This is a genomic window from Pseudomonas sp. RIT288 (assembly GCF_000631985.1).
Classification (GTDB): Bacteria; Pseudomonadota; Gammaproteobacteria; order Pseudomonadales; family Pseudomonadaceae; genus Aquipseudomonas.
Genome location: NZ_JFYN01000002.1, coordinates 13,138 through 36,333, shown reverse-complemented (window position 1 = coordinate 36,333; position 23,196 = coordinate 13,138). Strand labels below are relative to the sequence as shown.

Genomic DNA, 23,196 nt, shown 5'->3' with positions numbered 1-23,196 from the left:
TTTTCCATCCAACACCATCGGTGGCTGATACACCGCTATCGCGAGCAGGCTCACTCCTACATTAGATCTCCATAGGTCTGTATGACTCGGTTGTGATCACCATGAATACTTCAACTGCCAAAGCCCACCTCGACCTGACACAGCCCCAACGTAAAAGCCGCGTGGCCAATCCCGGCTGGTTTCTGGTCAGCCCTTCGGTCGCCCTGTTGCTGCTGTGGATGATCGTGCCGCTGGGCATGACCATTTACTTCTCGATGATTCGCTACAACCTGCTCGATCCGGGAGTGAACGAATTCGTCGGGCTGGAGAACTTCAGCTATTTCCTCACCGACTCCGGGTTCCTGCCCGGCGCCACCAACACCCTGTTGCTGGTGGGCAGCGTGCTGCTGATCAGCGTGGTGTTCGGTGTGCTGATCAGCGCGTTGCTCGAAGCCAGCGAGTTTCTCGGTCGCGGCATCGTGCGGGTGATGCTGATTTCGCCGTTCTTCATCATGCCCACGGTCGGCGCGCTGATCTGGAAAAACCTGATTTTCCATCCGGTCTCCGGAATCCTCGCCTACATCTGGAAGCTCTTTGGCGCGCAACCGGTGGACTGGCTGGCGCACTACCCGCTGCTGTCGATCATCATCATTGTTTCGTGGCAATGGCTGCCCTTCGCGATCCTGATCCTGATGACCGCCATGCAGTCCCTCGATCAGGAGCAGAAAGAAGCCGCGCGTCTCGATGGCGCCGGTCCGGTGGCGATCTTCTGGCACCTGACCCTGCCGCACCTGGCGCGGCCGATTGCCGTGGTGGTGATGATTGAAACGATCTTCCTGCTGTCGGTGTTCGCCGAGATTTTCACCACCACCAACGGCGGCCCCGGCTACGCCTCGACCAACCTCGCCTACCTGATCTACAACCAGGCGCTGGTGCAGTTCGACGTCGGCATGGCCTCGGCGGGCGGCTTGATTGCCGTGGTCATCGCCAACATCGCCGCGATCATTCTGGTGCGGATGATCGGCAAAAACCTGACTGACAAAGCCTGAGGCCTGCCATGACTCTTCAACAATCCCGCCGGCTGCAAAGCGTGCTGCTCGGCACCCTGGCCTGGGCCATCGCGATCGTGATTTTCTTCCCGATCTTCTGGATGGTGATGACCAGTTTCAAGACCGAAATCGACGCTTTCGCCACGCCGCCGCAGTTCATCTTCACGCCAACGCCGGAGAACTACCTGCACATCAACGAGCGCAGCGACTACTTCAGTTTTGCTTGGAACTCGGTGGTGATCTCCTTTAGTGCCACGACGCTGTGCCTGCTGATCGCGGTGCCCGCCGCCTACTCGATGGCGTTCTACGAAACCCAGCGCACCAAGGGCACATTGCTGTGGATGCTCTCGACAAAGATGCTGCCGCCGGTGGGCGTGCTGATGCCGATCTACCTGCTGGCCAAGAGTTTCGGTCTGCTCGATACGCGCATCGCGTTGATTGTGATCTACACCCTGATCAACCTGCCGATCGTGGTCTGGATGATTTACACCTACTTCAAGGACATCCCCAAAGACATCCTCGAAGCCGCGCGTCTGGACGGCGCCACTCTGTGGCAGGAAATGGTCCGCGTGCTACTGCCGATCGCCAAGGGCGGCCTCGCGTCCACCGTGCTGCTGTCGCTGATCCTGTGCTGGAACGAGGCCTTCTGGTCGCTGAACCTGACCTCGTCGAAAGCCGCGCCACTGACGGCGCTGATCGCCTCGTACTCAAGTCCTGAAGGCTTGTTCTGGGCCAAGTTGTCGGCAGTTTCGACCCTGGCCTGTGCGCCGATCCTGATCTTCGGCTGGATCAGCCAGAAACAACTGGTGCGCGGCCTCTCGTTCGGCGCCGTGAAATGAAGTGCTCCAACCGTACCCAATCCCCTGTGGGAGCGAGCCTGCTCGCGAAGGGGGCGTGTCAGTCGGCATTAATGGTGAATGACACACCGCTTTCGCGAGCAGGCTCGCTCCCACATAAAAGCATGCCCGGCGCAATTGAATTAACTTAAGCGGAGGCCCACCATCATGGCCAACCTGAAAATCAAGAATCTGCAAAAAGGCTTCGAAGGTTTCTCCATCATCAAGGGCATCGACCTTGAGGTGAACGACAAAGAATTCGTGGTCTTCGTCGGCCCGTCCGGTTGCGGCAAATCCACCTTGCTGCGGCTGATCGCCGGGCTGGAAGAAGTCAGCGGCGGCACCCTCGAACTCGATGGCCGCGACATCACCGAAGTCAGCCCGGCCAAGCGCGATCTGGCGATGGTGTTCCAGACCTACGCGCTGTACCCGCACATGACCGTGAAGAAGAACATGTCGTTCGCCCTCGATCTGGCGGGCGTGCCGAAAGCCGAAGTCGAGAAAAAGGTCGGCGAAGCGGCGCGCATTCTGGAACTCGGGCCGATGCTCGAACGCAAGCCGAAACAGCTGTCCGGCGGCCAACGGCAACGGGTCGCCATCGGCCGGGCGATCGTGCGCAATCCGAAGATCTTCCTGTTCGACGAACCGCTGTCCAACCTCGACGCCGCGCTGCGGGTGCAGATGCGTCTGGAGCTGCTGCGCCTGCACAAGGACCTGCAAGCCACGATGATCTACGTGACCCACGATCAGGTCGAAGCCATGACTATGGCCGACAAAGTCGTGGTGCTCAACGGCGGCAAGATCGAGCAGGTCGGCTCGCCACTGGACCTCTATCACAACCCGGCCAACCTGTTCGTCGCCGGTTTTCTCGGCACGCCGAAAATGGGTTTCCTCAAGGGCAAAATCGCCCGCGTCGACGGCCAGACCTGCGAGGTCTCGCTGGATGCCGGCACGCGCATCACCCTGCCGTTCAACGCCGCCAATCTGAGCGTCGGCAGCGCGGTGACCCTGGGCATTCGCCCGGAACATCTGGAACTGGCGAAACCGGGCGACTGCACCCTGCAAGTCACCGCCGACGTCAGTGAACGCCTGGGCAGCGACACGTTCTGCCATGTCACCACCAGCGCCGGCGAAGCCCTGACCATGCGCGTGCGCGGTGACCTGGCGAGCCGCTACGGCGAGCAACTGAACCTGCACCTGGACGCCAGCCATTGCCACCTGTTCGACGCCGATGGCGTGGCGCTGACCCGCCCGCTGCGCGCGGCGGCCTGAACTTCGAGACCTGCCCGATGAAACTGAATAAAGCAAACCTGCATCGCCTGGCACCTGAGGTGCAACTGCCGGCCTACAGCCTCAGCGACACCCGTCAGGGCATCGCGCACATTGGCGTCGGCGGTTTCCACCGCGCGCATCAGGCTTACTACACCGATGCGCTGATGAACAGCGGTCAGGCACTGGACTGGGCAATCTGCGGCGTCGGCCTGCGTGCGGAAGACCGCCGCGCCCGTGACGACCTCAAAGAGCAGGACTACCTGTTCACCCTGTTTGAACTCGGCGACAGCAATGACACCGAAGTGCGGGTGATCGGTGCGATCCGCGACATGCTCCTGGCCGAGGATGGCGCACAGGCGCTGATCGACAAACTCGCCGATCCGCAGATCCGCATTGTCTCGCTGACCATCACCGAAGGCGGCTACTGCATCGACGACAGCAACGGCGAATTCATGGCGCACCTGCCGCAGATCCAACACGATCTGGCACATCCGCAAACCCCGAAAACGGTGTTCGGTTTCCTCTGCGCCGCGCTGGAAAAGCGCCGTGGCGCAGGCACACCGGCGTTCACCCTCATGTCCTGCGATAACCTGCCGCACAACGGCGCGGTGACCCGCAAGGCACTGCTCGCGTTCGCCACCCTGCGCGACCCAGGACTGCACGACTGGATCGAGCAGAACGTCAGTTTCCCCAACGCCATGGTCGATCGCATCACGCCGATGACCAGCACCGCGCATCGTCTGCAACTGGCCGACAAACACGCCGTGGACGACGCCTGGCCAGTGGTCTGCGAGCCTTTTGTGCAGTGGGTGCTGGAAGACAAATTCGTCAACGGTCGCCCGGCCTGGGAACAAGTCGGCGTGCAGTTCACCGATGACGTTTCGCCCTACGAAGAAATGAAGATCAAACTGCTCAACGGCAGCCACCTGGCGCTGACGTATCTGGGCTTTTTGAAGGGCTATCGCTTCGTTCACGAAACCATGAACGACCCGCTGTTCGTGCGCTACATGCGCGCCTACATGGACCTCGACGTCACCCCGCAACTGGCGCCGGTGCCGGGCATCGATCTGACCGAATACAAGAACACCCTGGTGGCGCGTTTTTCCAATCAGGCGATTGCCGATCAGCTGGAGCGGGTGTGTTCGGATGGCTCGTCGAAGTTTCCCAAGTTCACTGTTCCGACGATCAATCGCTTGATCGCCGATGGTCAGGAAACCAGGCGTGCGGCGTTGGTGGTGGCGGCCTGGGCGCTGTATTTGAAGGGCGTGGATGAGAATGGCGACACCTATGCGATTCCCGATCCACGGGCAGAGTTTTGTCAGGGGCTGGTGGCGGATGATGCGTTGATCACCCAGCGGTTGTTGGCGGTTGAGGAGATCTTCGGCACGGCGATTCCACGCTCGGCGGCGTTTGTGGCGGCATTTGAATGGTGCTGCAACAGCTTGCGTGAGGTGGGTGTGACGCGCACTTTGGAGCGGGTGCTGGCCTGACTCCAGCAGTGACACTACCGACGCCTTCGCGAGCAGGCTCGCTCCCATAGGGGAACGCGTTTCAAAATGTGGGAGCGAGCCTGCTCGCGAATGGCAGCCCCACCCTGGCAAACCTGACACCCTGAGGGCCTCACTGTGACCACCCGACAACTCTTCCTCGGCATCGACTGCGGCACCCAGGGCACCAAGGCGCTCATCCTCGATGCCGCCAGCGGTCAGGTGCTCGGCGAAGGCGCCGCCACGCACACGATGATCAGCGGCACCAATGGCCGCCGCGAGCAGGACACCCGGCAGTGGCTGGACGCCTTCGCCCTCGCCACCCGCCGCGCCTTGCTCGCGGCCGATGTCGACGGTCAGTCGATCCTCGGCATTGGCGTCTCTGGCCAGCAACACGGCCTGGTGCTGCTCGACGATCAGGGCCAGGTGCTGCGCCCGGCCAAGCTGTGGTGCGACACCGAAACCACGGATGAAAACGACCGTCTGCTCCAACACCTCGGCGGTGAAAAAGGCTCGCTGGAGCGCCTCGGTGTGGTCATCGCGCCGGGCTACACCGTGTCCAAACTGCTGTGGACCAAGGAACAGTACCCGGAGGTGTTCTCGCGCATCGCACGCATCCTGCTGCCCCACGATTATCTGAATTACTGGCTCACCGGGCGCGCCTGCAGCGAATACGGCGACGCCTCCGGCACCGGCTATTTCAACGTGCGCAGCCGCCAGTGGGACTTGCAATTGCTGCGCGACATCGACGCCTCGGGTCGCCTGCAAGCCGCGTTACCGGAGCTGATCGACGCGCATCAAGCGATCGGCACCCTGCAGCCGACGATTGCCGAACAGCTCGGCCTCAACCCGAATGCGCTGGTCGCCAGCGGCGGTGGCGACAACATGATGGGCGCCATCGGCACCGGCAACATTCAGCCGGGAGCGATCACCATGAGCCTCGGCTCCTCCGGCACGGTGTACGCCTACGCCGAGGCGCCGCAGGTCAGCACGGAGGCTTCGGTCGCCACATTCTGTTCCTCCAGTGGCGGCTGGCTGCCGCTGATCTGCACCATGAACCTGACCAACGCCACCGGTGCAATTCGCGAACTGTTCGACCTCGATCTGCAGCAGTTCAATCAGCTCGTGGCCGAGGCGCCGATCGGGGCCGAAGGCGTGAGCATGCTGCCATTCCTCAACGGCGAGCGCGTCCCCGCCCTGCCCCATGCCACCGGCAGCCTGCACGGCCTGACCCTGAGCAACCTGACCCAGGCCAACCTGTGTCGCGCCGTGGTCGAAGGCACCACCTTCGGTTTGCGTTATGGACTGGATCTGTTGCGCCACAATGGTTTACAAAGCCGCAGCATTTGCCTGATCGGCGGCGGCTCGAAAAGTACGGTATGGCGGCAGATCGTCGCCGACATCATGAACACCCCGGTGATCTGCACCGAACACAGCGAAGCCGCAGCCCTCGGCGCGGCGATTCAGGCGGCGTGGTGCAAGTCATGGTCGAACGGCCACGAGGACACTTTGGCCGATCTGTGCCAGCGCTGCGTAAAGCTCGATCTGCACAGTGAAACCCTGCCGGTTGCCGCCAATGTCGCGGCGTTCCAGCAGGCCTATGAACGCTATCAACAGCTTGTCGCAACCCTATAAAGAGCAAACAATTATGTATTTGGTGTGTGGCGAAGCCCTGTTCGATTTCTTCAGCGAAGACGATGCCAGCGGTCTGGCCTCGAAGGTCAATTTCAAGGCGATTGCCGGCGGCTCGCCGTTCAACGTCGCGGTCGGCTTGCGTCGTTTGGGGGTGGATTCGGCGCTGTTTGCCGGACTGTCCACCGACTATCTCGGCCGGCGTTTGCAGCAAGTGCTGCAGGATGAAGGCGTGCGTGCGGATTACCTGATCGACTTCGCCGCGCCAACCACGCTGGCGATGGTTGCGGTCGGCGCCAACGGTTCGCCGCATTACAGCTTTCGCGGCGAGGGCTGCGCTGATCGCCAATTAAGCCTCGCCCATCTGCCGCAGCTCGGCGCTGACGTGCGCGGCCTGCACATAGGCTCGTTCTCGCTGGTGGTGCAACCGATTGCTGACACCCTGCTGACCCTGGTGCAGCGCGAAAGCGGCAAGCGCCTGATCACCCTCGACCCCAACGTGCGCCTCAACCCCGAGCCGAACATCGATCTGTGGCGCGAGCGCGTGGCGACCCTGGTGCAACTGGCCGACATGATCAAGGTCAGCGACGAAGACCTGAGCCTGCTGTATCCCGAGCAGGACCCAAAACGCGTGATCGAAGGCTGGTTGCAGCATCGCTGCCAGTTGGTGTTCCTGACCCGTGGCGGCGAAGGCGCCACCGTATTCAGCCGCGCCCACGGTTCGTGGTCAGTACCGGCGTGCTCGGTGAAGATCGCCGATACCGTCGGCGCCGGCGATACCTTTCAAGCAGCGTTGATCACCTGGCTGACCGAGCAAGAACTGGACTCGGTCGAAGGGGTTCAAGCACTCAGCCGCGAGCAGATCGACGCGATGCTCAGGTTTGCCGTACGGGCGGCCGCCCTTACGTGCAGCAAGACCGGTCCGGATTTACCCTATCGTCACCAGTTGACCTGAGCGCGTAGACTGTCGGCCTTTTTGCGCGCATGGGGATGACGGTTTGATTTCGGGGCGGACGGCGGGACTTTTGATACTGGCGGGACTACTCAGCGGCTGCGGCACCTCGCCGCCGCGTTCGCCGGAAGACATCTGCGAAATCTTCCGCGAGAAGAGCGACTGGTACGACGCGGCGCAAGTCACGCAAAAGCGCTGGGGCGTACCGATCCAGGTGCCCTTCGCGATCATGTATCAGGAGTCCGGCTACCGCTACGACGCCAAGACGCCGCGCAAATACCTGTTGTGGGTGATTCCGTGGGGCCGGGTGACGACTGCCTCGGGCTACGCCCAGGCCAAGGACGAAGTCTGGTCCGACTATCAGAAAAGCACCGGCAGACACGGCGCCGATCGCGAAGACTTCGACGACGCCATCGACTTCGTCGGCTGGTACATGGACAAGACCACCTCGATCAACGGCGTGTACAAGTACGACGCCTATAACCAGTACCTCAACTACCACGAAGGCTGGGGCGGTTTCCGCAACAGGACCTACGCCAGCAAGGCCTGGCTGATGCCCACTGCACGCAAGGTGCAGGCGCGCTCCGACGTGTATGCGCGGCAGTATGCCGGGTGCAAGGAAGATCTGAATCGCGGCTTCTGGAGCCGGTTCTGGCACTGGTTGTAGGCTGTCGAAGATCCCCTGCAGGAGCTGCCGGAGGCTGCGATCTTTTGATCTTGATTGGAAAAAACAAGATCAAAAGATCGCAGCCTCCGGCAGCTCCTACAGGGGGTGAAGTTTACAGGACGGAAAAGTTGTAACTCACAATCAACCGGGTCTCATCCACATCCCGCGCAAACTTCTCGTAATTGGTGCGGTAAGTCGCATTGCGCAGGCGCAGGCTGACATCCTTGAACGTGCCCGTCTGGATCACGTACTTCAACTCGCTGTCGCGTTCCCACTCTTTGCCCTCCTGATCGCTGCCCGGCACCTTGATGTGATCACCGTTGACATAGCGGGTCAGGAAGCTCAGGCCGTTGATGCCGATGGCCCTGAAGTCATAGTCATAGCGCAACTGCCAGGAGCGCTCCTGCGCCGCGGCGAAGTCGTTGACCTGCACGTAGTTGACCAGATACGGATTGCTGCCATCGAGGTACGGCATCGAGTTGTCGCCGTTCATGCGCTGCCAGCCGGCGCTGAAAGTGTGGCCGCTGATGCCGTACGAGAGCATGCCGCTCAAGGCGCGGTTGTCGATGGAACCGGCACGCTCAGCGCCGCTGTCGGCACTCTTGATCATCCGCAGATCGGCCTTCAGCACACCGTCGCCCAGCGGCTGATTGCCGAGCAAACCAATGAAGTGCTGGCGATAGATGTCTTCCAGCTCGGCGTAGTGATACTGCGCGGTCAGGCGATCATTGATCTTGTAGTCGATGCCGTACATGTCGAAATGGTCGGCGGTGGTGTTGCAGGCGTAGCGCTTGTTCTTGCAGTGCACGCGGATGTCTTGCGAGTCGGTGGAATCGCGCGCGGTATACTTGTCCAGACGCGCGGCCATGAAGGTCAGATCCTTCACTTCCCTGGAGGTCAGCATCCCACCGTTGAACAGGGTCGGCAGCAAGCGGCCATCGTTGTACTTGAGCAGCGGCAGATCCGGCAGCAGCGCGCCATATTTCAACACCGTGTCCGAGACCTTGACCTTGGCGGTCAGGCCCATTTTCGCGTACTGGCCCTTCGAGCCGCGCGGGTTGTCGCCGCTGGACGGCAGCAAGCCGCTGTTGCTGCGATCAGGGCTGGAGTCGAGCTGAAAACCGAGCATGCCCAGCGCATCGATACCGAAGCCGACCGTGCCCTCGGTGTAACCCGATTGCAGATTGAGAATAAAGCCTTGCGCCGACTCTTCACGCTTGGAAGCGCCCTGGTCGCTGGAGGTGTGCCCATCACGGAAATCGCGGTTGAAGTACACCGTGCGCGATTCGATTTTCGCCGTGGTGTCTTCGAGAAAACCGCTGGCCTGAACCTGCGCGGCAAAACCGGCGCACAGCACAACGGCTCCGAAGCCAAACGACTGGCGCGGGGTGATGAGGGGAAATGGGGGACGCATGAAAAACTCCAACAGTGCAGCGTTTGCGCCGGGGCGCAGTCAGCCAGAAAAATAGCTCCCGTCCCGGGTCAAAAAATAGCCGGGAAGAAGTGGACACGCAGGGGTGAGCTGCAATGATGGCAGATGGCTTTGACGGTCTGAAGGCGACTTTAGTCTGAAACTGACAGGCGATTCTTCGGCCTGCGATGGGTTCAAACCGCGCGCTGACCAGTGGCTCAGGGCTACGAAGCTCCCGATTTCATTGGGTGCAAACGCCGTCATAGGGGTTTTCCCTATACCCTGCGGGTCCCGTCCCTACGGCATTTGCGCCTTGAACGAGGCGGTCTAATCCTCCATCATCCGTCACCTGCTTATTCAATGGACGGAATTCAAGGCATGCTGGACGCCAACGCTACCCACATTACCCTTACCCTCGAAGGCGCCTCCGCCGACCTGCAAGTGCTGAGCTTCACCGGTCGCGAAGCCCTCAACGAGCCTTTCCGTTTCGACCTCGAACTGGTCAGCGCCCGCCCCGACCTCAAACTCGAAGAGCTGCTGCACAAGCCCGGCGTACTGACCTTCGGCGCCACTGGCGAAGGCAAGATTCATGGCCTGGTGTATCGCATCGAACAAGGCGATTCCGGCAAGACCCTGACCCGCTACAGCATCAGCCTGGTGCCGCAACTGGCCTATCTGCGGCACAACCATGACCAGCAGATTTTCCAGAACCTCACGGTGCCGAAGATCATCGCCCAGGTCCTCGAAGATCGCGGCATTCTGGCCGACGCTTACAGCTTCCAGCTCAACGCCGAGTACCCGCAGCGCGATTACTGCGTGCAGTACGACGAGTCCGACCTGCACTTCATCCAGCGGCTGTGCGAAGAGGAAGGCATTCACTTCCACTTCCAGCACAGCAGCAGCGGCCACAAACTGGTGTTCGGCGACGACCAGACAGTGTTCCGCAAACTCAAGGCCGTGAGCTACCAGCAAGACTCCGGCATGAGCGCCGACAAGCCGGTGATCAAGCGTTTCAACCTGCGCCTGGAAACCCGCACCACACGTGTCAGCCGCCGCGACTACGACTTCGAAAAACCGAAGATCCTGCCCGAAGGCGCGGTCAAATCCGAGTTCGCCCCGGATCTTGAGGACTACGATTACCCCGGTCGTTTCACCACTCGCGAGCGCGGCAAATTTCTCTCGACCCGCGCCTTGGAGCGCCATCGCAGCGACTACAAACTCGCCGAAGGCAAAGGTGACGAACCGACCCTGACCAGCGGCCACTTCCTGACCCTGGCCGAACACCCGCGCGCCGAATGGAACGACTTGTGGCTGCTGCTCGAAGTCTTCCACGAAGGCAAACAACCGCAAGTGCTCGGTGAAAACGTCACCAGCGACGTCACCGACAACAAAAGCGATTTCCACCAGGGCTACCGCAACAGCTTCCTCGCCACCCCGTGGGACACGCACTACCGCCCTGCCCTCGAACACCCGAAACCAAAAGTCCTTGGCAGCCAGACCGCGGTCGTCACCGGCCCGGCCGGTGAAGAGATCCACTGCGACCAGTACGGCCGCATCAAAGTCCAGTTCCATTGGGACCGCGACGGCCAGTCCGACGACAAAACCACCTGCTGGCTGCGCGTCGCCAGCGGCTGGGCCGGCGCGGCCTACGGCGGCATCGCCATCCCGCGCATCGGCATGGAAGTCCTCGTCACCTTCCTCGAAGGCGACCCCGACCAGCCACTCGTCACCGGCTGCCTGTACCACAAGGAAAACGTCGTCCCCTACGACCTGCCGGCGAACAAGACCCGCAGCACCTTCAAAACCCTCAGTTCCCCGGGCGGCAAGGGCTACAACGAGTTCCGCATCGAAGACAAAAAGGGTGTGGAGCAGATCTACATCCATGCCCAGCGCGATTGGGATGAAAACATCGAGCACGACCAGAAGATCCGCGTGGGGAATGAGCGGCATGACACGGTTGAAGCCAACACCCTGAGCGAGTTCAAGGTCGAGGAACACCGGATTACCCATCTGGATCGCATCAGTGAAATGCGCGCGGATGATCACCTGACGGTGGGCGTGACGCAGCATGTGAAAGTCGGTACGGCGCAGTTTGTCGAAGCTGGGACCGAGATTCACTATCACGCAGGTGAGAAAGTGGTAATCGAGGGTGGCATGGAGCTGACCGCCAAGGCGGGTGGGAGCTTTGTGAAGGTGGATGCGGGTGGGGTGACCATCAGCGGCGCCGAGGTGAAGGTGAATACCGGTGGTGCGCCGGGTGTGGGGACCGGGATCGGGATTCTTGAACCTGTCATCCCGTGGGCCGCAGCGAAAGACAAAGCAGGTGCCCTGCTCGTCCCGGCCGCCGCACAGATGGCCCTGGCCAAAGCCGCTCGCGCTGCCGGCGACATACGTTGCCCGATCTGCGAAGCCTGCCGCGAAGGAAAATGCGATCTGGGAGCTACAGCATGAGCGAAGCACTCAACAACTGGCTAGGCGAACAGGCCAGACTCAATCGCGTGCTGATTCTGGCACTGGACAGCCTCGCCGAACCCAATCCGGTCACCTCGCTATACAGCGCCGGCGTCATGCAACGCTCGGTACAACTCTATCGCCGTACCGAATACGCGCAGTTCGCCGCCATCAGTCCATGGCTGACTGAACTGCAGAACCCGGGCAATGATGCTTTCCGCAAACTACTCGATGAGCCACAGCGGAACTGGGGCTGGATCGGCAGCATGGACAAGGCTGATCTCGACAGTCTGACTCAGCACTGGGTTGCCCGTATGGTCATCGACGAAGACGGCGAGCGCTCGCTGTTCCGTTTTCAAGACAACCGGGTTCTGGCCCGCTGCCTGGGCAACATGAAGGAAACCGAATGGCCGCTGCTGCTCGGGCCAATCAGCAGCGTGCTGTATTGGGACCAGGATCAATGGAAAAGTGCAGATAACAGTAGGCCTGGGATGTATCCGGTGCCGAATCCGGCGCCATGGCTACGCACTCCGGAGTCGGGCGAGCAAGCCAGAAGCATCCTGCGAGACAACCTCAAGCGCTGGTTGCTGACCTACCACGTCGATGCGGCTGCCACACTGGCCGAAACCCGAGTTGTCAGTGAATGGCTTGAGGAGCAATTGGACCTGCTTGAGGCTTGGGACTGGCGAACCGAAGAACAACGTCAGTTGATGCTGAGCCTGCGCCTGTCGCCACAATGCGAAGCTGATATCGCGTGGGAACCCCTTTCGGGGGAGACACCCGAAGTACATTTTGCGCGTTGTCAGCGAGTGTTCAGTAATCCAAAAGCAGGCGTCCTGGCTTGAGAATCAGTCTTTGCCTTGCGATGGCAGTGCTACCGGCACTGGCCGGATGCAGCTTCGCGCAACAGATTGCCGAAAGCAGCGTGAGTTACTACTCAAGCGACCATTTCACCTTGGTCGCCACCGTACCGGCGAACGTCGGTTTCACCTCTAAAGCACACTACTACCCAAAACCGGGCCAGACCTGCGAGGTCTACAGCTCCGGACTCGGCGGCTACGTCACCCGTCAACAGCAGAAGTCCAATACGGTTGAAGCAAAAGCGGAAGCGCAGACTGCGTCTACGGATATACCGCTGGAATATCACATTGCGGGGTGTTCGATGGAGCTTGGCAGGGTTAGTTATGAGGTGAGTGCTTCTTATGGAACGGGCGCCCGGGATCGTGATTTGGAATTTGCAGGAGGGTTAACTGTAAAAGACTTCAAGAGCGCCCCAGAACAACCTTCTAAAAATGTAATAGCACAACGTGGAATCTGTAGATGGCTTTTTCAAATCAGCACAGCGAAGACGAAAAAAGACAATATTGAGAAAATTTTGTCATGCAGCGCCGCGGACGAAAAGTGGAAAGTCCAGGCTGATTATTCCCAACAAAAAAAAATTGGGGGCACGATAGCTCGAGACATACTGTCAAAAAATATAATCAGCGTTACATTTAATTTCTCTAAAATTGAAGAACCCTCCAAAGCTAATCGCTGGATTAAAACAGCTTACGGATGGAAACCTTGTCAAGAAACGAAATATACGGCCCGATGTGTAGATCCACCTATATTCCGATCCTTCATGGCAAATGAGCGCGAATGCACCGTATATCCAAACTGCGTTGAACAAGGAGCAATTAATGAGTGACCGTTATTTCCCGCACAGTGTCAGAATTGTGTTTTTCCTTGTTCTACCATTAATGGGCGCATGCAGCTTTGCCGGGCAAATTGCGAGCAACTCGTTAGAAGGGGCTACAAGCTATTACAGCAACGATCACTTCACTCTAGTTGCCACCATCCCTGCCAAATTCGGCTTCACATCAAAAGCCAAATACTCTCCTAAAGATGGAAAAAAATGCGATATCTATAGCCCCGGCCTTGGTGGAAAGGTGACACGCCAACAACAAAAATCTAATACGACTGAGGCAAAGCAAGTTGAGCAGACAGTATCTACGGATATTCCGCTTGAATATAATATCGCGGACTGTTCGATGGAGCTTACAAGCGTTAGCTATGAGCTAAGCGGTAGATACGGCCCAGGCTCCTTGGATCGCGACATGGAGTTAGCAGGTGGGCTTTCAGTTGCAGATAAGGCCTCCATCACAATAGAGTCGGCCTCTAGCGTTATAGAGCAACGCGGAATCTGCACTTGGTACTTCCAGATAAGCACATCAAAAATCAAAAAAGGCGAAATTGAAAAAATCCTTTCCTGTGAAGCAACAGGCCCTGAGTGGGAAATGACACACGATCGCTTTAAACGTCGCAAGCTTGGTGGCGTAATCGCAAGAGGCGACATATCGAACAAGTCAGTCCATGTAGAGTTCAAATTATCCCCATTAGAAGAACCATACTATCAAAATTACTGGATCAAGCTCCCAGGTGGCTGGAAGCCATGTACTGGACGCTGGAATTCTAGTCGAGAAGAACTATGTACTTCGCCCCCTCAATTTAGAACTTTCAAACTGAATGGACGCGATTGCTCCGTGTATCCCGGGTGTAATGAATAAGGATTTTTATGCAGAGCCAAGAAAAATCACTGCTTTCTGATCAAGGGCGCACATGTCCGTTGCGGGGGGGCTGGATAAGTTTCCGCTTAGTAGACGAGTTCGGAGAAGCCACGCCTTATGCAGGCCTCAGCTATGTATTGACTGACTCTGAAGGTACAAGATACGAAGGGGTCTTGGACGGAGAGGCTTATGCTCGATTAACAGGGACTTACAGCGGACCGCTGATATTGACACTATCCGCCCCATACAAGGGTGGAGAAAAGATCTATGCCGATCTGTCAAACCGGAAAGATTACCCATTGCCGATAACAGAGCTGCAAGCTGCCGCAGAGCAAACACTACGACGACCAATTGGTAGCACCAGCAAAACGGGTGCATACCGCGCCTCGGCAGAAAAAGGCGAGTTTCACAACGTTGAAGTTCGTGACTTTGTTGAATTCAGCAAACATTTGCCCCCTGCTGCAAAGCTTTCAAATCCTGTGCCAGCAGGTTGCGCCAAACTCGCCCGTGATTTCGCCGGGGACAAAGTTCCGAGTTTTGGTGTAGGCCTGCTACCAGAAAAACACTATGTCCTCGAAGTTCGCGCCTTGCGCGCGTTCAGGCCGCTTCTGTCGCTGGCGCCGGAATTCAGCGCGTTGAACCTTTATCAACTGTCTCTGCTCGCCACGCTCAGTTACGGCGCTTTCGGTCAGACACCTGAGAAAGCTGATGCGGCCCCGAAAAAAGATTTTGCGTTCACCTATCCCTCGCGCGGCACCATTGGTCATGTACTGAATACTTGCCTTGCGTGTTTCGAAGAGCCGTCGAGTTACGCGGACTCCAAGAAGCCATCGTTTCCACTCGTAGAAGATGTGCCCTACTCCAAGCGCCTGGAAATCGTCCCCTTCGATCCAGAACTTTACCCGCAGAATGACCCATCCTCTGGTGAAGAACTGGAAACCCCCTCAGACGTGCATTTTTTCAATGATTTGAGACAAGGTGCAACGGACTGGAAAAATACCGACACCCAGGCCTATGCCACCCACGATGACCGGATCATCCTTATCGGTGTACGGGGTACGGCCGAAGGCTGGGACGGCTGGCGAGATGCCGATGCCAAACAAGTACCGATTGAGGGCGGAACCGGAAAGACGCATCAAGGCTTTTATGAAGCGTTCATGGCGTTGCGGCCATTTATCGAACGCTACATTCTTCGCTTTCGCACCGACCAGAAAATCATCGTCTGCGGCCATAGTCTGGGCGGCGCCATTTCCTTGCTGCTTTCGGAATGGCTCCATCGTGAGATCACTAGCGACGTAATCCTCTACACCTTCGGCTCACCGCGTGCCGGCGACAAAGACTTCGTCGAATCCGCCAGCGGCCTGGTTCATCACCGGATCGTCAACCAAAACGACCCTGTGCCGAGCGTACCCGCCGGCTGGATGGATACCAAAAAGCCGATCTGGATCACCGGCCTTGCGGCAACTGTCTCGGGTGTTTTGACGCCAGCCGCCGGGGGACTGGTGTTTGCGGCCGGCTTGACGCGTTTTGGCGGCAAGCCTTATTGGCATCATGGCGAGCAGCGCTACTTCATGCCACTGCGCCTGCCCGGTCGAGAGGTCTCGTCTGTCCTTTGGACACCCGGTTGCGAAGGCTACGAAGAAGCAGCCATGGCCAAGTGCGTTGCGCAGCTGAAAAACAACGACACACCGGATCGCAAGCAATTCCTGGTTCAGGCGGCCAACGGTGCCGATCACAAGATGCTCGACGGTTATATTCCGGCATGTTGGGCAACGCTACGTCGCTGGCAAGATACGGAGAAAACTGGCGGCTATATCATCAGTGCGACCGAATCCGACCGGTTAAAACTTGAAGTTGAAACCTACCGTACTCAACTGGAACAGTGGCAGATTGCGGCGGACAATGAGTTCCCAGGGGGAATGATTGAAAGCCGGCCGCAAGATCGCGCGACTGCATTCCAACGCCGCGCAACAATGTCAGATCTTCAGGAACGTCAAACTGCAATCAGGCAAGCGATTAAGCACAATCAAAAGGAATTGGATGCGCTCAAAGAGACAATCACGACAATTACACGCTTGAGCACCACCACACTGACGTTGGCTAATATTTATGGTGATTGCACTGCACTTCCGGATTTGCAAACACATATCGATCGTTGGGCTGCGCACAGTGAAAATCAGAAATCTGAGCGTTTGGCACAAATTCCATCAGCGACTAACAGGGCCACGGCTTGATGTAAATAAGTGATGACGTCTGATTGCAGGAGGGAGTCTCGTCAGGCTCCCGTTCCATCCTGCCAATACAACTTCAGGCAAGCGTCAACATTTGCTGCCCAAGCCATGGAAGATCGCGGCATTCTGGCCGACGCCTACAGCTTCCAGCTCAACGCCGAGTACCCGCATCGCGATTACTGCCTGCAGTACGACGAGTCCGACCTGCACTTCATCCAGCGGCTGTGCGAAGAGGAAGGCATTCACTTCCACTTCCAGCACAGCAGCAGCGGCCACAAACTGGTGTTCGGCGACGACCAGACAGTGTTCCGCAAACTCAAGGCCGTGAGCTACCAGCAAGACTCCGGCATGAGCGCCGACAAACCGGTGATCAAGCGTTTCAACCTGCGCCTGGAAACCCGCACCACACGCGTCAGCCGCCGCGACTACGACTTCGAAAAACCGAAGATCCTGCCCGAAGGCGCGGTCAAATCCGAGTTCGCCCCGGATCTTGAGGACTACGATTACCCCGGTCGTTTCACCACTCGCGAGCGCGGCAAATTTCTCTCGACCCGCGCCTTGGAGCGCCATCGCAGCGACTACAAACTCGCCGAAGGCAAAGGTGACGAACCGACCCTGACCAGCGGCCACTTCCTGACCCTGGCCGAACACCCGCGCGCCGAATGGAACGACTTGTGGCTGCTGCTCGAAGTCTTCCACGAAGGCAAACAACCGCAAGTGCTCAGTGAAAACGTCACCAGCGACGTCACCGACAACAAAAGCGATTTCCACCAGGGCTACCGCAACAGCTTCCTCGCCACCCCGTGGGACACGCACTACCGCCCTGCCCTCGAACACCCGAAACCAAAAGTCCTTGGCAGCCAGACCGCGGTCGTCACCGGCCCCGCCGGCGAAGAGATCCACTGCGACCAGTACGGCCGCATCAAAGTCCAGTTCCACTGGGACCGCGACGGCCAGTCCGACGACAAAACCACCTGCTGGCTGCGCGTCGCCAGCGGCTGGGCCGGCGCGGCCTACGGCGGCATCGCCATCCCGCGCATCGGCATGGAAGTCCTCGTCACCTTCCTCGAAGGCGACCCCGACCAGCCACTCGTCACCGGCTGCCTGTACCACAAGGAAAACGTCGTCCCCTACGACCTGCCGGCGAACAAGACCCGCAGCACCTTCAAAACCCTCAGCTCCCCAGGCGGCAAGGGCTACAACGAGTTCCGCATCGAAGACAAAAAGGGTGCCGAGCAAATCTACATCCATGCCCAGCGCGATTGGGATGAAAACATCGAGCACGACCAAAAGATCCGCGTGGGGAATGAGCGGCATGACACGGTTGAAGCCAACACCCTGAGCGAGTTCAAGGTCGAGGAGCACCGGATTACCCATCTGGATCGCATCAGCGAGATGCGCGCGGATGATCACCTGACGGTGGGCGTGACGCAGCATGTGAAAGTCGGTACGGCGCAATTTGTCGAGGCTGGGACGGAGATTCACTATCACGCGGGTGAGAAAGTGGTGATCGAGGGTGGCATGGAGCTGACCGCCAAGGCGGGTGGGAGCTTTGTGAAGGTCGATGCTGGCGGCGTCACGATCAGTGGCGCGGAGGTGAAGGTGAATACCGGCGGTGCGCCTGGCACGGGTACCGGCATCCAGATCCTCGCACCGTTCATTCCTGGCCTCGCGGCCATCGATAACGCCGGACGTCTGATGCAAACCCGCATCAATCAAATGATGCAGGCTGAATCGTTGGCGACAACGCCTAAGCTCCAGGCACCTAAAGGCATCTGCATTGAATGCTTGAAGAAAGCCATGCGAGAAAAACTGGCGCTGCAGTCGGGGGCCAATTGATGACGAAGAGTGATGCCGCGAACGCCTGGAGCGAAGCGCAAAAGAACGCTCAGTCGCTATTCGCCATCGTCGAAATCGGTCTGCTGGCAGAACCCGCCCGGTTGCAGTTTCTCAATGCTGACCCGTCACGCCGCCCCTTGATGGTGCAACCGGAGTTCGCCGAACTGCGCAACTACGGCCCGTGGCTGGTCGACGTCAGCCATATGGAATTCGAGGCTTTTCTCGCTCACGAATACTTCACCGGCTGTACCGCCATGGCCAGCTGGATTCGCACCGAGTGTTCCGCCGACAAGCTCGCCGCTCATCTGAGCGATGCGTTATTGGCAAAAAATGAAGCGGGCGAAGTGCTGATGATCCGCAGTTGCGCACCGGAAGTCCTGCCGATGCTGTACGCCCGTGACGATCTTTCGTGGCATGCGTGGCTTTTTAGTCCACTGCAAGAATGGTGGGTGCCCGCAGAAGAGGATCAATGGGAGTGCCTGAAAGGACTCAACCTCGAACAACCCGGCAAATACGACCCGATCTTTCTGGATGGCAAGCTGTGGACGGACATGGAGATTGATCCCCTGCCCTACAGCCTCACCACCGAACTGGAAAAAGAAGCGCCGGAAGTGTTCAGCAGCATCTGCCACGGTGCACGGCTGAAACAGGTCAAAGAAGCGTTGGACGCGGGCCGCGAAGAAGGTTTGACCGACCCGGAGGACGTCAGCCTGTTTGCCAGCCTGCAACTGATGGATCGCGAATTCCCAAGAAACTGGCCGATGTGGGAAAAGGCCAAAGCGCGAGCGGTTGGAGAGAATCTGCCGCTTGGGGTGGTGATGAGAGAGTTGTCGGAGTGAGTTGGGTGATGAACCTGCAAATCAGTCATTCTGTTTGTCCCACACTTTTTGAATATTCAAGATGCATTGCTGGATGAAGGATTTTCGTAAATGACCATGGCCATGAATACCAAGCGGCAAAAAATCTGGCGACGCCGCAATCTTGCCATCGGGATATTCGTATTACTGATGCCTTTTATAGGTTCGCTTCTTTATAACCAGTTTCGTACACCGGGCGCGATGTTGACGTCTGAAAACTATATGGATAGGCCTATATTTAGCTTCTGGGTAGACGACTTTTGGGGGGGCAATCTATTTGCTATGGGTGGTGGAGGTGTAATGTGCTGTAAGAGAATCAAAGGACCTACAGTAAAAGTCACTTGGATCCTTAGCATTACAGGAGAACAATATCGCCAAGGAATGAGAAAAGAAGAGCATGTGCGGGTATTACCTTTGCCAGAACGGCAGCGAAATGATACCTATCTTCACGTACGGTTTCTTCCTGGGAATGTAGTCGAGTTAAAATGGAGCCCTAGCCTAATCAGTCCCTTTCCTGAGGTGCCCGACTCCACAAACGATATAGTGCAGGGAAGCAAAAAATGAACGAAACAAACAACCTTGATCGTGCTCAATCAGTAAGCACGAAAGCTAGTACTTGCGCAGGGGATCAGAAGAAGTCCGTTCTGCCCTGCGAATCCACTTTGTATTTAAGCTTTTTTTTTGATGGGTTCGGTCGAAATTTAATTGCCGACACACAAGAAAACAACCTAAGCAATGTGGCGCGTTTATTTTTCGCTCACCCCGACGACAACCAGAAACCTAATAACGACAGCACTACGGTCCGTCGAAGATTCTATATCTCTGGGTTGGCTACCGAATTCGATGCCACGCTTGGCGGCGGCGCCGAATTAACTGGCGCAGGATTGGATGGCGCAGTAAGCAAAGCAATGGATAGCGCTATTAAATCACCTGAAGACACAGCAAAAAACACTCCATTAGATGCCGTCAAAGATGTTCTGACGGGTAAAAAATGGTGGGAAGCGCTACTTAACAACCTCAAGGTCGGCAACATCATTACGAGTGCGCTCAAAGCTGCCGCACCAGCAGCGCTTGATATTTTCGCGACTACTCGAGATAACGAAATAATAGCTACTTTTTTAAAAACTGGTGTTGATACACGTCTTGAAGCGGCATTTAAAGTTTTCGAGGATACACTCGAGTCAGCAAAGGCCAAAACGGGTGTGCCAGTAAAGCGTGTCGCAGTTTCAATTTTTGGGTTTGACTTCGGCGCTAGTCTAGCCCGAGCTTTTATACATAAGCTTTTCGAAGAGTGTGATCCCGGCACGACCACTCTTAAAGGCGTAAAACTTGAAGTGATTTTTGCCGGGTTGTTCGACTCTGTAGATCGGAGCGGTGAAAGTTCTATTGTCATGGAGTACTTGATCCCATTTGTAAATACTGTCGACGATGGAGAGTGCTTGGCAGGTCCCGTTAAATCTGCCCTCCATCTTGTTGCCGCTCATGAGTGCCAAGACGCCCGCCGTTCAAGACTTATCGGTACCGGCACCTCAACGCCGAAATGGGAAGAGCGTTTAGTACCTGGTACAAGCTATGACGTAGGGGGAGGATTAAAGAAAAAAGACGTTGCTCACAGTTCTGAACTCCATCTAGCGAGCTTGCATGAAATGTATCAAGCCGCGTACCGCGCTGGCGTACCGCTCCTATCTCTGAATGAGTTGCATGAGGCCGACCGGACAACGGCTGAGTACTTTGTGCTCAATGATCACATCAATGGCACTAGCGCCATTGGTGCGAGCAAAGACTACATGAGCAAAGCTGGAAACCAAAAGGTTTCCGCCGAAAGCTTTTTAGCTCACCGACGTTTGTACATCCAGCGTTTACGCGTTTTATGGGAACTTTACCGCCAGCAACACAAAGCATACGACGACGAGGAAGAGCGCTTGCAACGTCCTATCCTGGGCAAACAAGGCTCAATCGCTCGTGCACTCGGGATGGGTAGTGAAAGCGACGCGCAAGCTGCAAAACGCGATCAATCCTTGAAACAAACTCAACAAGGCAAGGCTGCCCTTCGTGCGGAGCTGGCTTGGCTCGAGGACGTAGATCGTGAAGCATGGCGATTGAAAACCAGTTTCCCTTCAGCACCGATAAAAGCGCTGTTGGACGAGTGGTACAGCCCAGAACCAAAAGTGCTCAGCTTCGAAGTAGAGGATCTGCTTGAGTTCTACCTTAACGACCAATTTATGATCCAACAGATTCCTCACGGCACTGGTGCTCCAATTCCAAAGTATTTCAGAGTTCGGGAATTCGATATTCCAAGCCTGAACAAAACAAAAGGCATGGCACCCGACTATTTGGAACAAATTATGCGAAAACCCTCAACAGAATCTTCAACCCCATCAACCTGAAGCAACACAATACCGATTGAAGGGTCAGCGCCGAATTATCGGCACTAAGTTTGGATCGCATACGTGTGATAGATATTGTTGCGGGTGAACGCCAAAAACGAACATGGCGACGAAGACGAATAGCCTTAGTACTGCTGGCTTTACTGCTGTGCTACGCCGCCCCGAGAATTATCGGCCTGCTCCGTACCCCCGGCGCCATGCTGACCTCGGAAAACCTCACAGATCGGCCGATTTTTAGTTTCTGGATAAATGATTTTTGGGGTGGAAATATTTCTGCGATAGGTAGCGGTGGAGTGACGTGCTGCCAAAGAATTGAGGGGCAAACGGTTCGAGCTTCGTGGATCGTCAGTCTGACGGAGGAACAGTTTAACAACGGACTGAGGCAAGAAGAGCATGAGGCGATATTGCCTCTACCTCAACAAAAACGCACCGATCGGTATCTGCATGTGCGTTTTTTACCCGGCAATGTTGTTGAGTTGAAATGGAGTCCAAATCTGGACAACCCGTTTGATGCTGCTTTAGAGGAAACGGGCAATTGATTCATTAGTGTTCATAATTGATGGGGAATGCGTTCCAGACGCAGGAATATAATTTTAGCCTTTGGATTTTTGCAATTGATTGATATTGCTGCGGACATACGCCGAAAACGAACATACCGACGGAGACGAATAGCTCTAGCTGTGTTGGCCTTACTGCTTTGCTACGCCGTCCCGAAAATACTCGGCCTGCTTCGAACTCCAGGGGCAATGATGACTTCGGAAAACTATATGGAGCGCCCGATATTTAGCTTCTGGGTCAACGATTTTTGGGGTGGTAATTTAAACGCCATGAGTGGCGGAGGAGTCATGTGCTGCACTCGCTTCGGAGGTGAGACAGCCAAAGTCATCTGGATCTTGGACATGACTCGGCAACAGCAATTACAAGGCGCCATAGAAGAGCGTCATGAAATTGAGCTTCCGTTACCAAAACGTCAGTCAGAAGACCAGTATCTGCACGTTCGGTTCGATCCTGGCAATAAGGTGCGTCTGGGCTGGAGTCCGGATCTTTTTAGCCCATTTGAAACGCGACCATCCAACAAAAATGCTGGAAGCATAGGGGCGCAATGAGAGTTCGTGACTTAGCGAGCCCCAGACAGTGGCGTCGTACAAAAAAATTGGTCAGCGTGGGGATGCTTTTGGCGGCCTTTTCGATCCCCCTTATTCATGATCGAGTCCGTATGCCAGGTGCAGCCCTCACCTCTCACAACTACACGCAACGACCTATCGGGAGTTATTGGGTTAACGACCAATGGGGTGGTAACGGAGGTGTAACTTGCTGCTGGAGCATAAGCGGTGAATCTGCAAAAGTTGTCTGGATTCTGAGCATGTCTCAAGCTCAAGAAAATCAGGGAATGAAAATTGAAAGGCACGAAACTCAAGTGGCTTTGCCTGAACGAAGCCCGGGAGATGACACGTTGCATGGCTACTTCCTACCGAACAATCGGATTGAGTTGGTGTGGGCAGCCAAAACGCTGGATACGCTACCTCTCCCAACGGAAGCTTTGATGCGTTAACACACGGGCCGAGTCTCACTCCCTACCCGTGTCTATATCACTGCGATT

General features: G+C 56.9%; 19 protein-coding genes and 1 pseudogene. 19 read left to right on the top strand and 1 reads right to left on the bottom strand.

Translation table 11 applies throughout. The features are described from left to right. The first annotated feature begins 101 nt into the window (after positions 1–101). From BW33_RS03740 to BW33_RS03710, 7 genes are all read left to right on the top strand, one after another. The gene (locus tag BW33_RS03740; RefSeq protein ID WP_047597348.1) at positions 102–1,028 is read left to right on the top strand and encodes a carbohydrate ABC transporter permease; all 927 of its coding nucleotides are present in this window, start codon (positions 102–104) and stop codon (positions 1,026–1,028) included. Between the two features lie 8 nt (positions 1,029–1,036). Beyond that, a complete protein-coding gene (locus BW33_RS03735; RefSeq protein WP_047597149.1) occupies positions 1,037–1,867 on the top strand; it encodes a carbohydrate ABC transporter permease in 831 nt (276 codons plus the stop codon). 165 nt (positions 1,868–2,032) lie between these two features. After that, positions 2,033–3,136 carry an ABC transporter ATP-binding protein gene (locus tag BW33_RS03730; RefSeq protein ID WP_047597148.1) on the top strand — a complete coding sequence of 368 codons (1,104 nt, stop codon included), beginning with the start codon at positions 2,033–2,035 and terminating at the stop codon, positions 3,134–3,136. A 17-nt stretch (positions 3,137–3,153) separates the two neighbouring features. Continuing rightward, positions 3,154–4,626, top strand: a complete 1,473-nt coding sequence (locus BW33_RS03725) for a mannitol dehydrogenase family protein (RefSeq protein ID WP_047597146.1) — start codon at positions 3,154–3,156, stop codon at positions 4,624–4,626. A 135-nt stretch (positions 4,627–4,761) separates the two neighbouring features. Then, positions 4,762–6,258, top strand: a complete 1,497-nt coding sequence (gene xylB, locus BW33_RS03720; RefSeq protein WP_047597143.1) for a xylulokinase — start codon at positions 4,762–4,764, stop codon at positions 6,256–6,258. Positions 6,259–6,271: 13 nt separating this feature from the next. Then, positions 6,272–7,210: a carbohydrate kinase family protein gene (locus BW33_RS03715; RefSeq protein ID WP_047597141.1), complete on the top strand. Its 939-nt coding sequence runs from the start codon at positions 6,272–6,274 to the stop codon at positions 7,208–7,210. 43 nt (positions 7,211–7,253) lie between these two features. Further along, positions 7,254–7,874, top strand: a complete 621-nt coding sequence (locus BW33_RS03710; RefSeq protein ID WP_047597140.1) for a transglycosylase SLT domain-containing protein — start codon at positions 7,254–7,256, stop codon at positions 7,872–7,874. Positions 7,875–7,986: 112 nt separating this feature from the next. Here the strand turns inward: BW33_RS03710 and BW33_RS03705 are convergent, their stop codons facing one another. Continuing rightward, positions 7,987–9,288, bottom strand: a complete 1,302-nt coding sequence (locus tag BW33_RS03705) for an OprD family porin (RefSeq protein WP_047597139.1) — start codon at positions 9,286–9,288, stop codon at positions 7,987–7,989. Positions 9,289–9,663: 375 nt separating this feature from the next. Between BW33_RS03705 and BW33_RS03700 the strand changes: the two genes are divergently transcribed. The 12 genes and pseudogenes from BW33_RS03700 to BW33_RS30385 all read left to right on the top strand — a co-directional run bounded on the left by BW33_RS03700 (position 9,664) and on the right by BW33_RS30385 (position 23,148). Beyond that, positions 9,664–11,736: a type VI secretion system Vgr family protein gene (locus BW33_RS03700; protein ID WP_047597138.1), complete on the top strand. Its 2,073-nt coding sequence runs from the start codon at positions 9,664–9,666 to the stop codon at positions 11,734–11,736. Then, positions 11,733–12,581 carry a DUF4123 domain-containing protein gene (locus BW33_RS03695; protein ID WP_047597137.1) on the top strand — a complete coding sequence of 283 codons (849 nt, stop codon included), beginning with the start codon at positions 11,733–11,735 and terminating at the stop codon, positions 12,579–12,581. The genes BW33_RS03700 and BW33_RS03695 overlap by 4 nt, the downstream gene beginning before the upstream one ends. Next, the gene (locus BW33_RS28250; protein WP_081794171.1) at positions 12,578–13,423 is read left to right on the top strand and encodes a hypothetical protein; all 846 of its coding nucleotides are present in this window, start codon (positions 12,578–12,580) and stop codon (positions 13,421–13,423) included. Before BW33_RS03695 ends, BW33_RS28250 begins: the two co-directional genes overlap by 4 nt. After that, positions 13,416–14,282 (top strand): hypothetical protein, encoded by an 867-nt coding sequence (locus BW33_RS28245; protein WP_081794170.1) that lies wholly within the window; start codon positions 13,416–13,418, stop codon positions 14,280–14,282. The genes BW33_RS28250 and BW33_RS28245 overlap by 8 nt, the downstream gene beginning before the upstream one ends. Positions 14,283–14,290: 8 nt before the next feature. After that, positions 14,291–16,516: a lipase family protein gene (locus BW33_RS03690; RefSeq protein ID WP_047597135.1), complete on the top strand. Its 2,226-nt coding sequence runs from the start codon at positions 14,291–14,293 to the stop codon at positions 16,514–16,516. A gap of 96 nt (positions 16,517–16,612) precedes the next feature. Beyond that, positions 16,613–18,352 (top strand): annotated as a pseudogene (gene tssI / locus BW33_RS03685) (type VI secretion system tip protein TssI/VgrG); the annotation flags it as partial. Beyond that, a complete protein-coding gene (locus BW33_RS03680) occupies positions 18,352–19,191 on the top strand; it encodes a DUF4123 domain-containing protein (RefSeq protein ID WP_052032678.1) in 840 nt (279 codons plus the stop codon). The pseudogene tssI and the gene BW33_RS03680, both read left to right, overlap by 1 nt. Positions 19,192–19,281: 90 nt before the next feature. Then, entirely contained in the window at positions 19,282–19,773 is a 492-nt protein-coding gene (locus BW33_RS03675; protein ID WP_236645192.1) for a DUF3304 domain-containing protein, read from the top strand. After that, on the top strand, positions 19,770–21,596 hold the full coding sequence (locus tag BW33_RS03670) for a phospholipase effector Tle1 domain-containing protein (RefSeq protein WP_047597133.1): 1,827 nt from the start codon (positions 19,770–19,772) through the stop codon (positions 21,594–21,596). The genes BW33_RS03675 and BW33_RS03670 overlap by 4 nt, the downstream gene beginning before the upstream one ends. Positions 21,597–21,661: 65 nt before the next feature. Further along, positions 21,662–22,135 (top strand): DUF3304 domain-containing protein, encoded by a 474-nt coding sequence (locus tag BW33_RS28240; protein ID WP_236645191.1) that lies wholly within the window; start codon positions 21,662–21,664, stop codon positions 22,133–22,135. Positions 22,136–22,345: 210 nt separating this feature from the next. Next, the gene (locus BW33_RS28235; protein ID WP_236645190.1) at positions 22,346–22,702 is read left to right on the top strand and encodes a DUF3304 domain-containing protein; all 357 of its coding nucleotides are present in this window, start codon (positions 22,346–22,348) and stop codon (positions 22,700–22,702) included. Next, the gene (locus BW33_RS30385) at positions 22,699–23,148 is read left to right on the top strand and encodes a DUF3304 domain-containing protein (protein ID WP_081794167.1); all 450 of its coding nucleotides are present in this window, start codon (positions 22,699–22,701) and stop codon (positions 23,146–23,148) included. The genes BW33_RS28235 and BW33_RS30385 overlap by 4 nt, the downstream gene beginning before the upstream one ends. Positions 23,149–23,196: the final 48 nt, after the last annotated feature.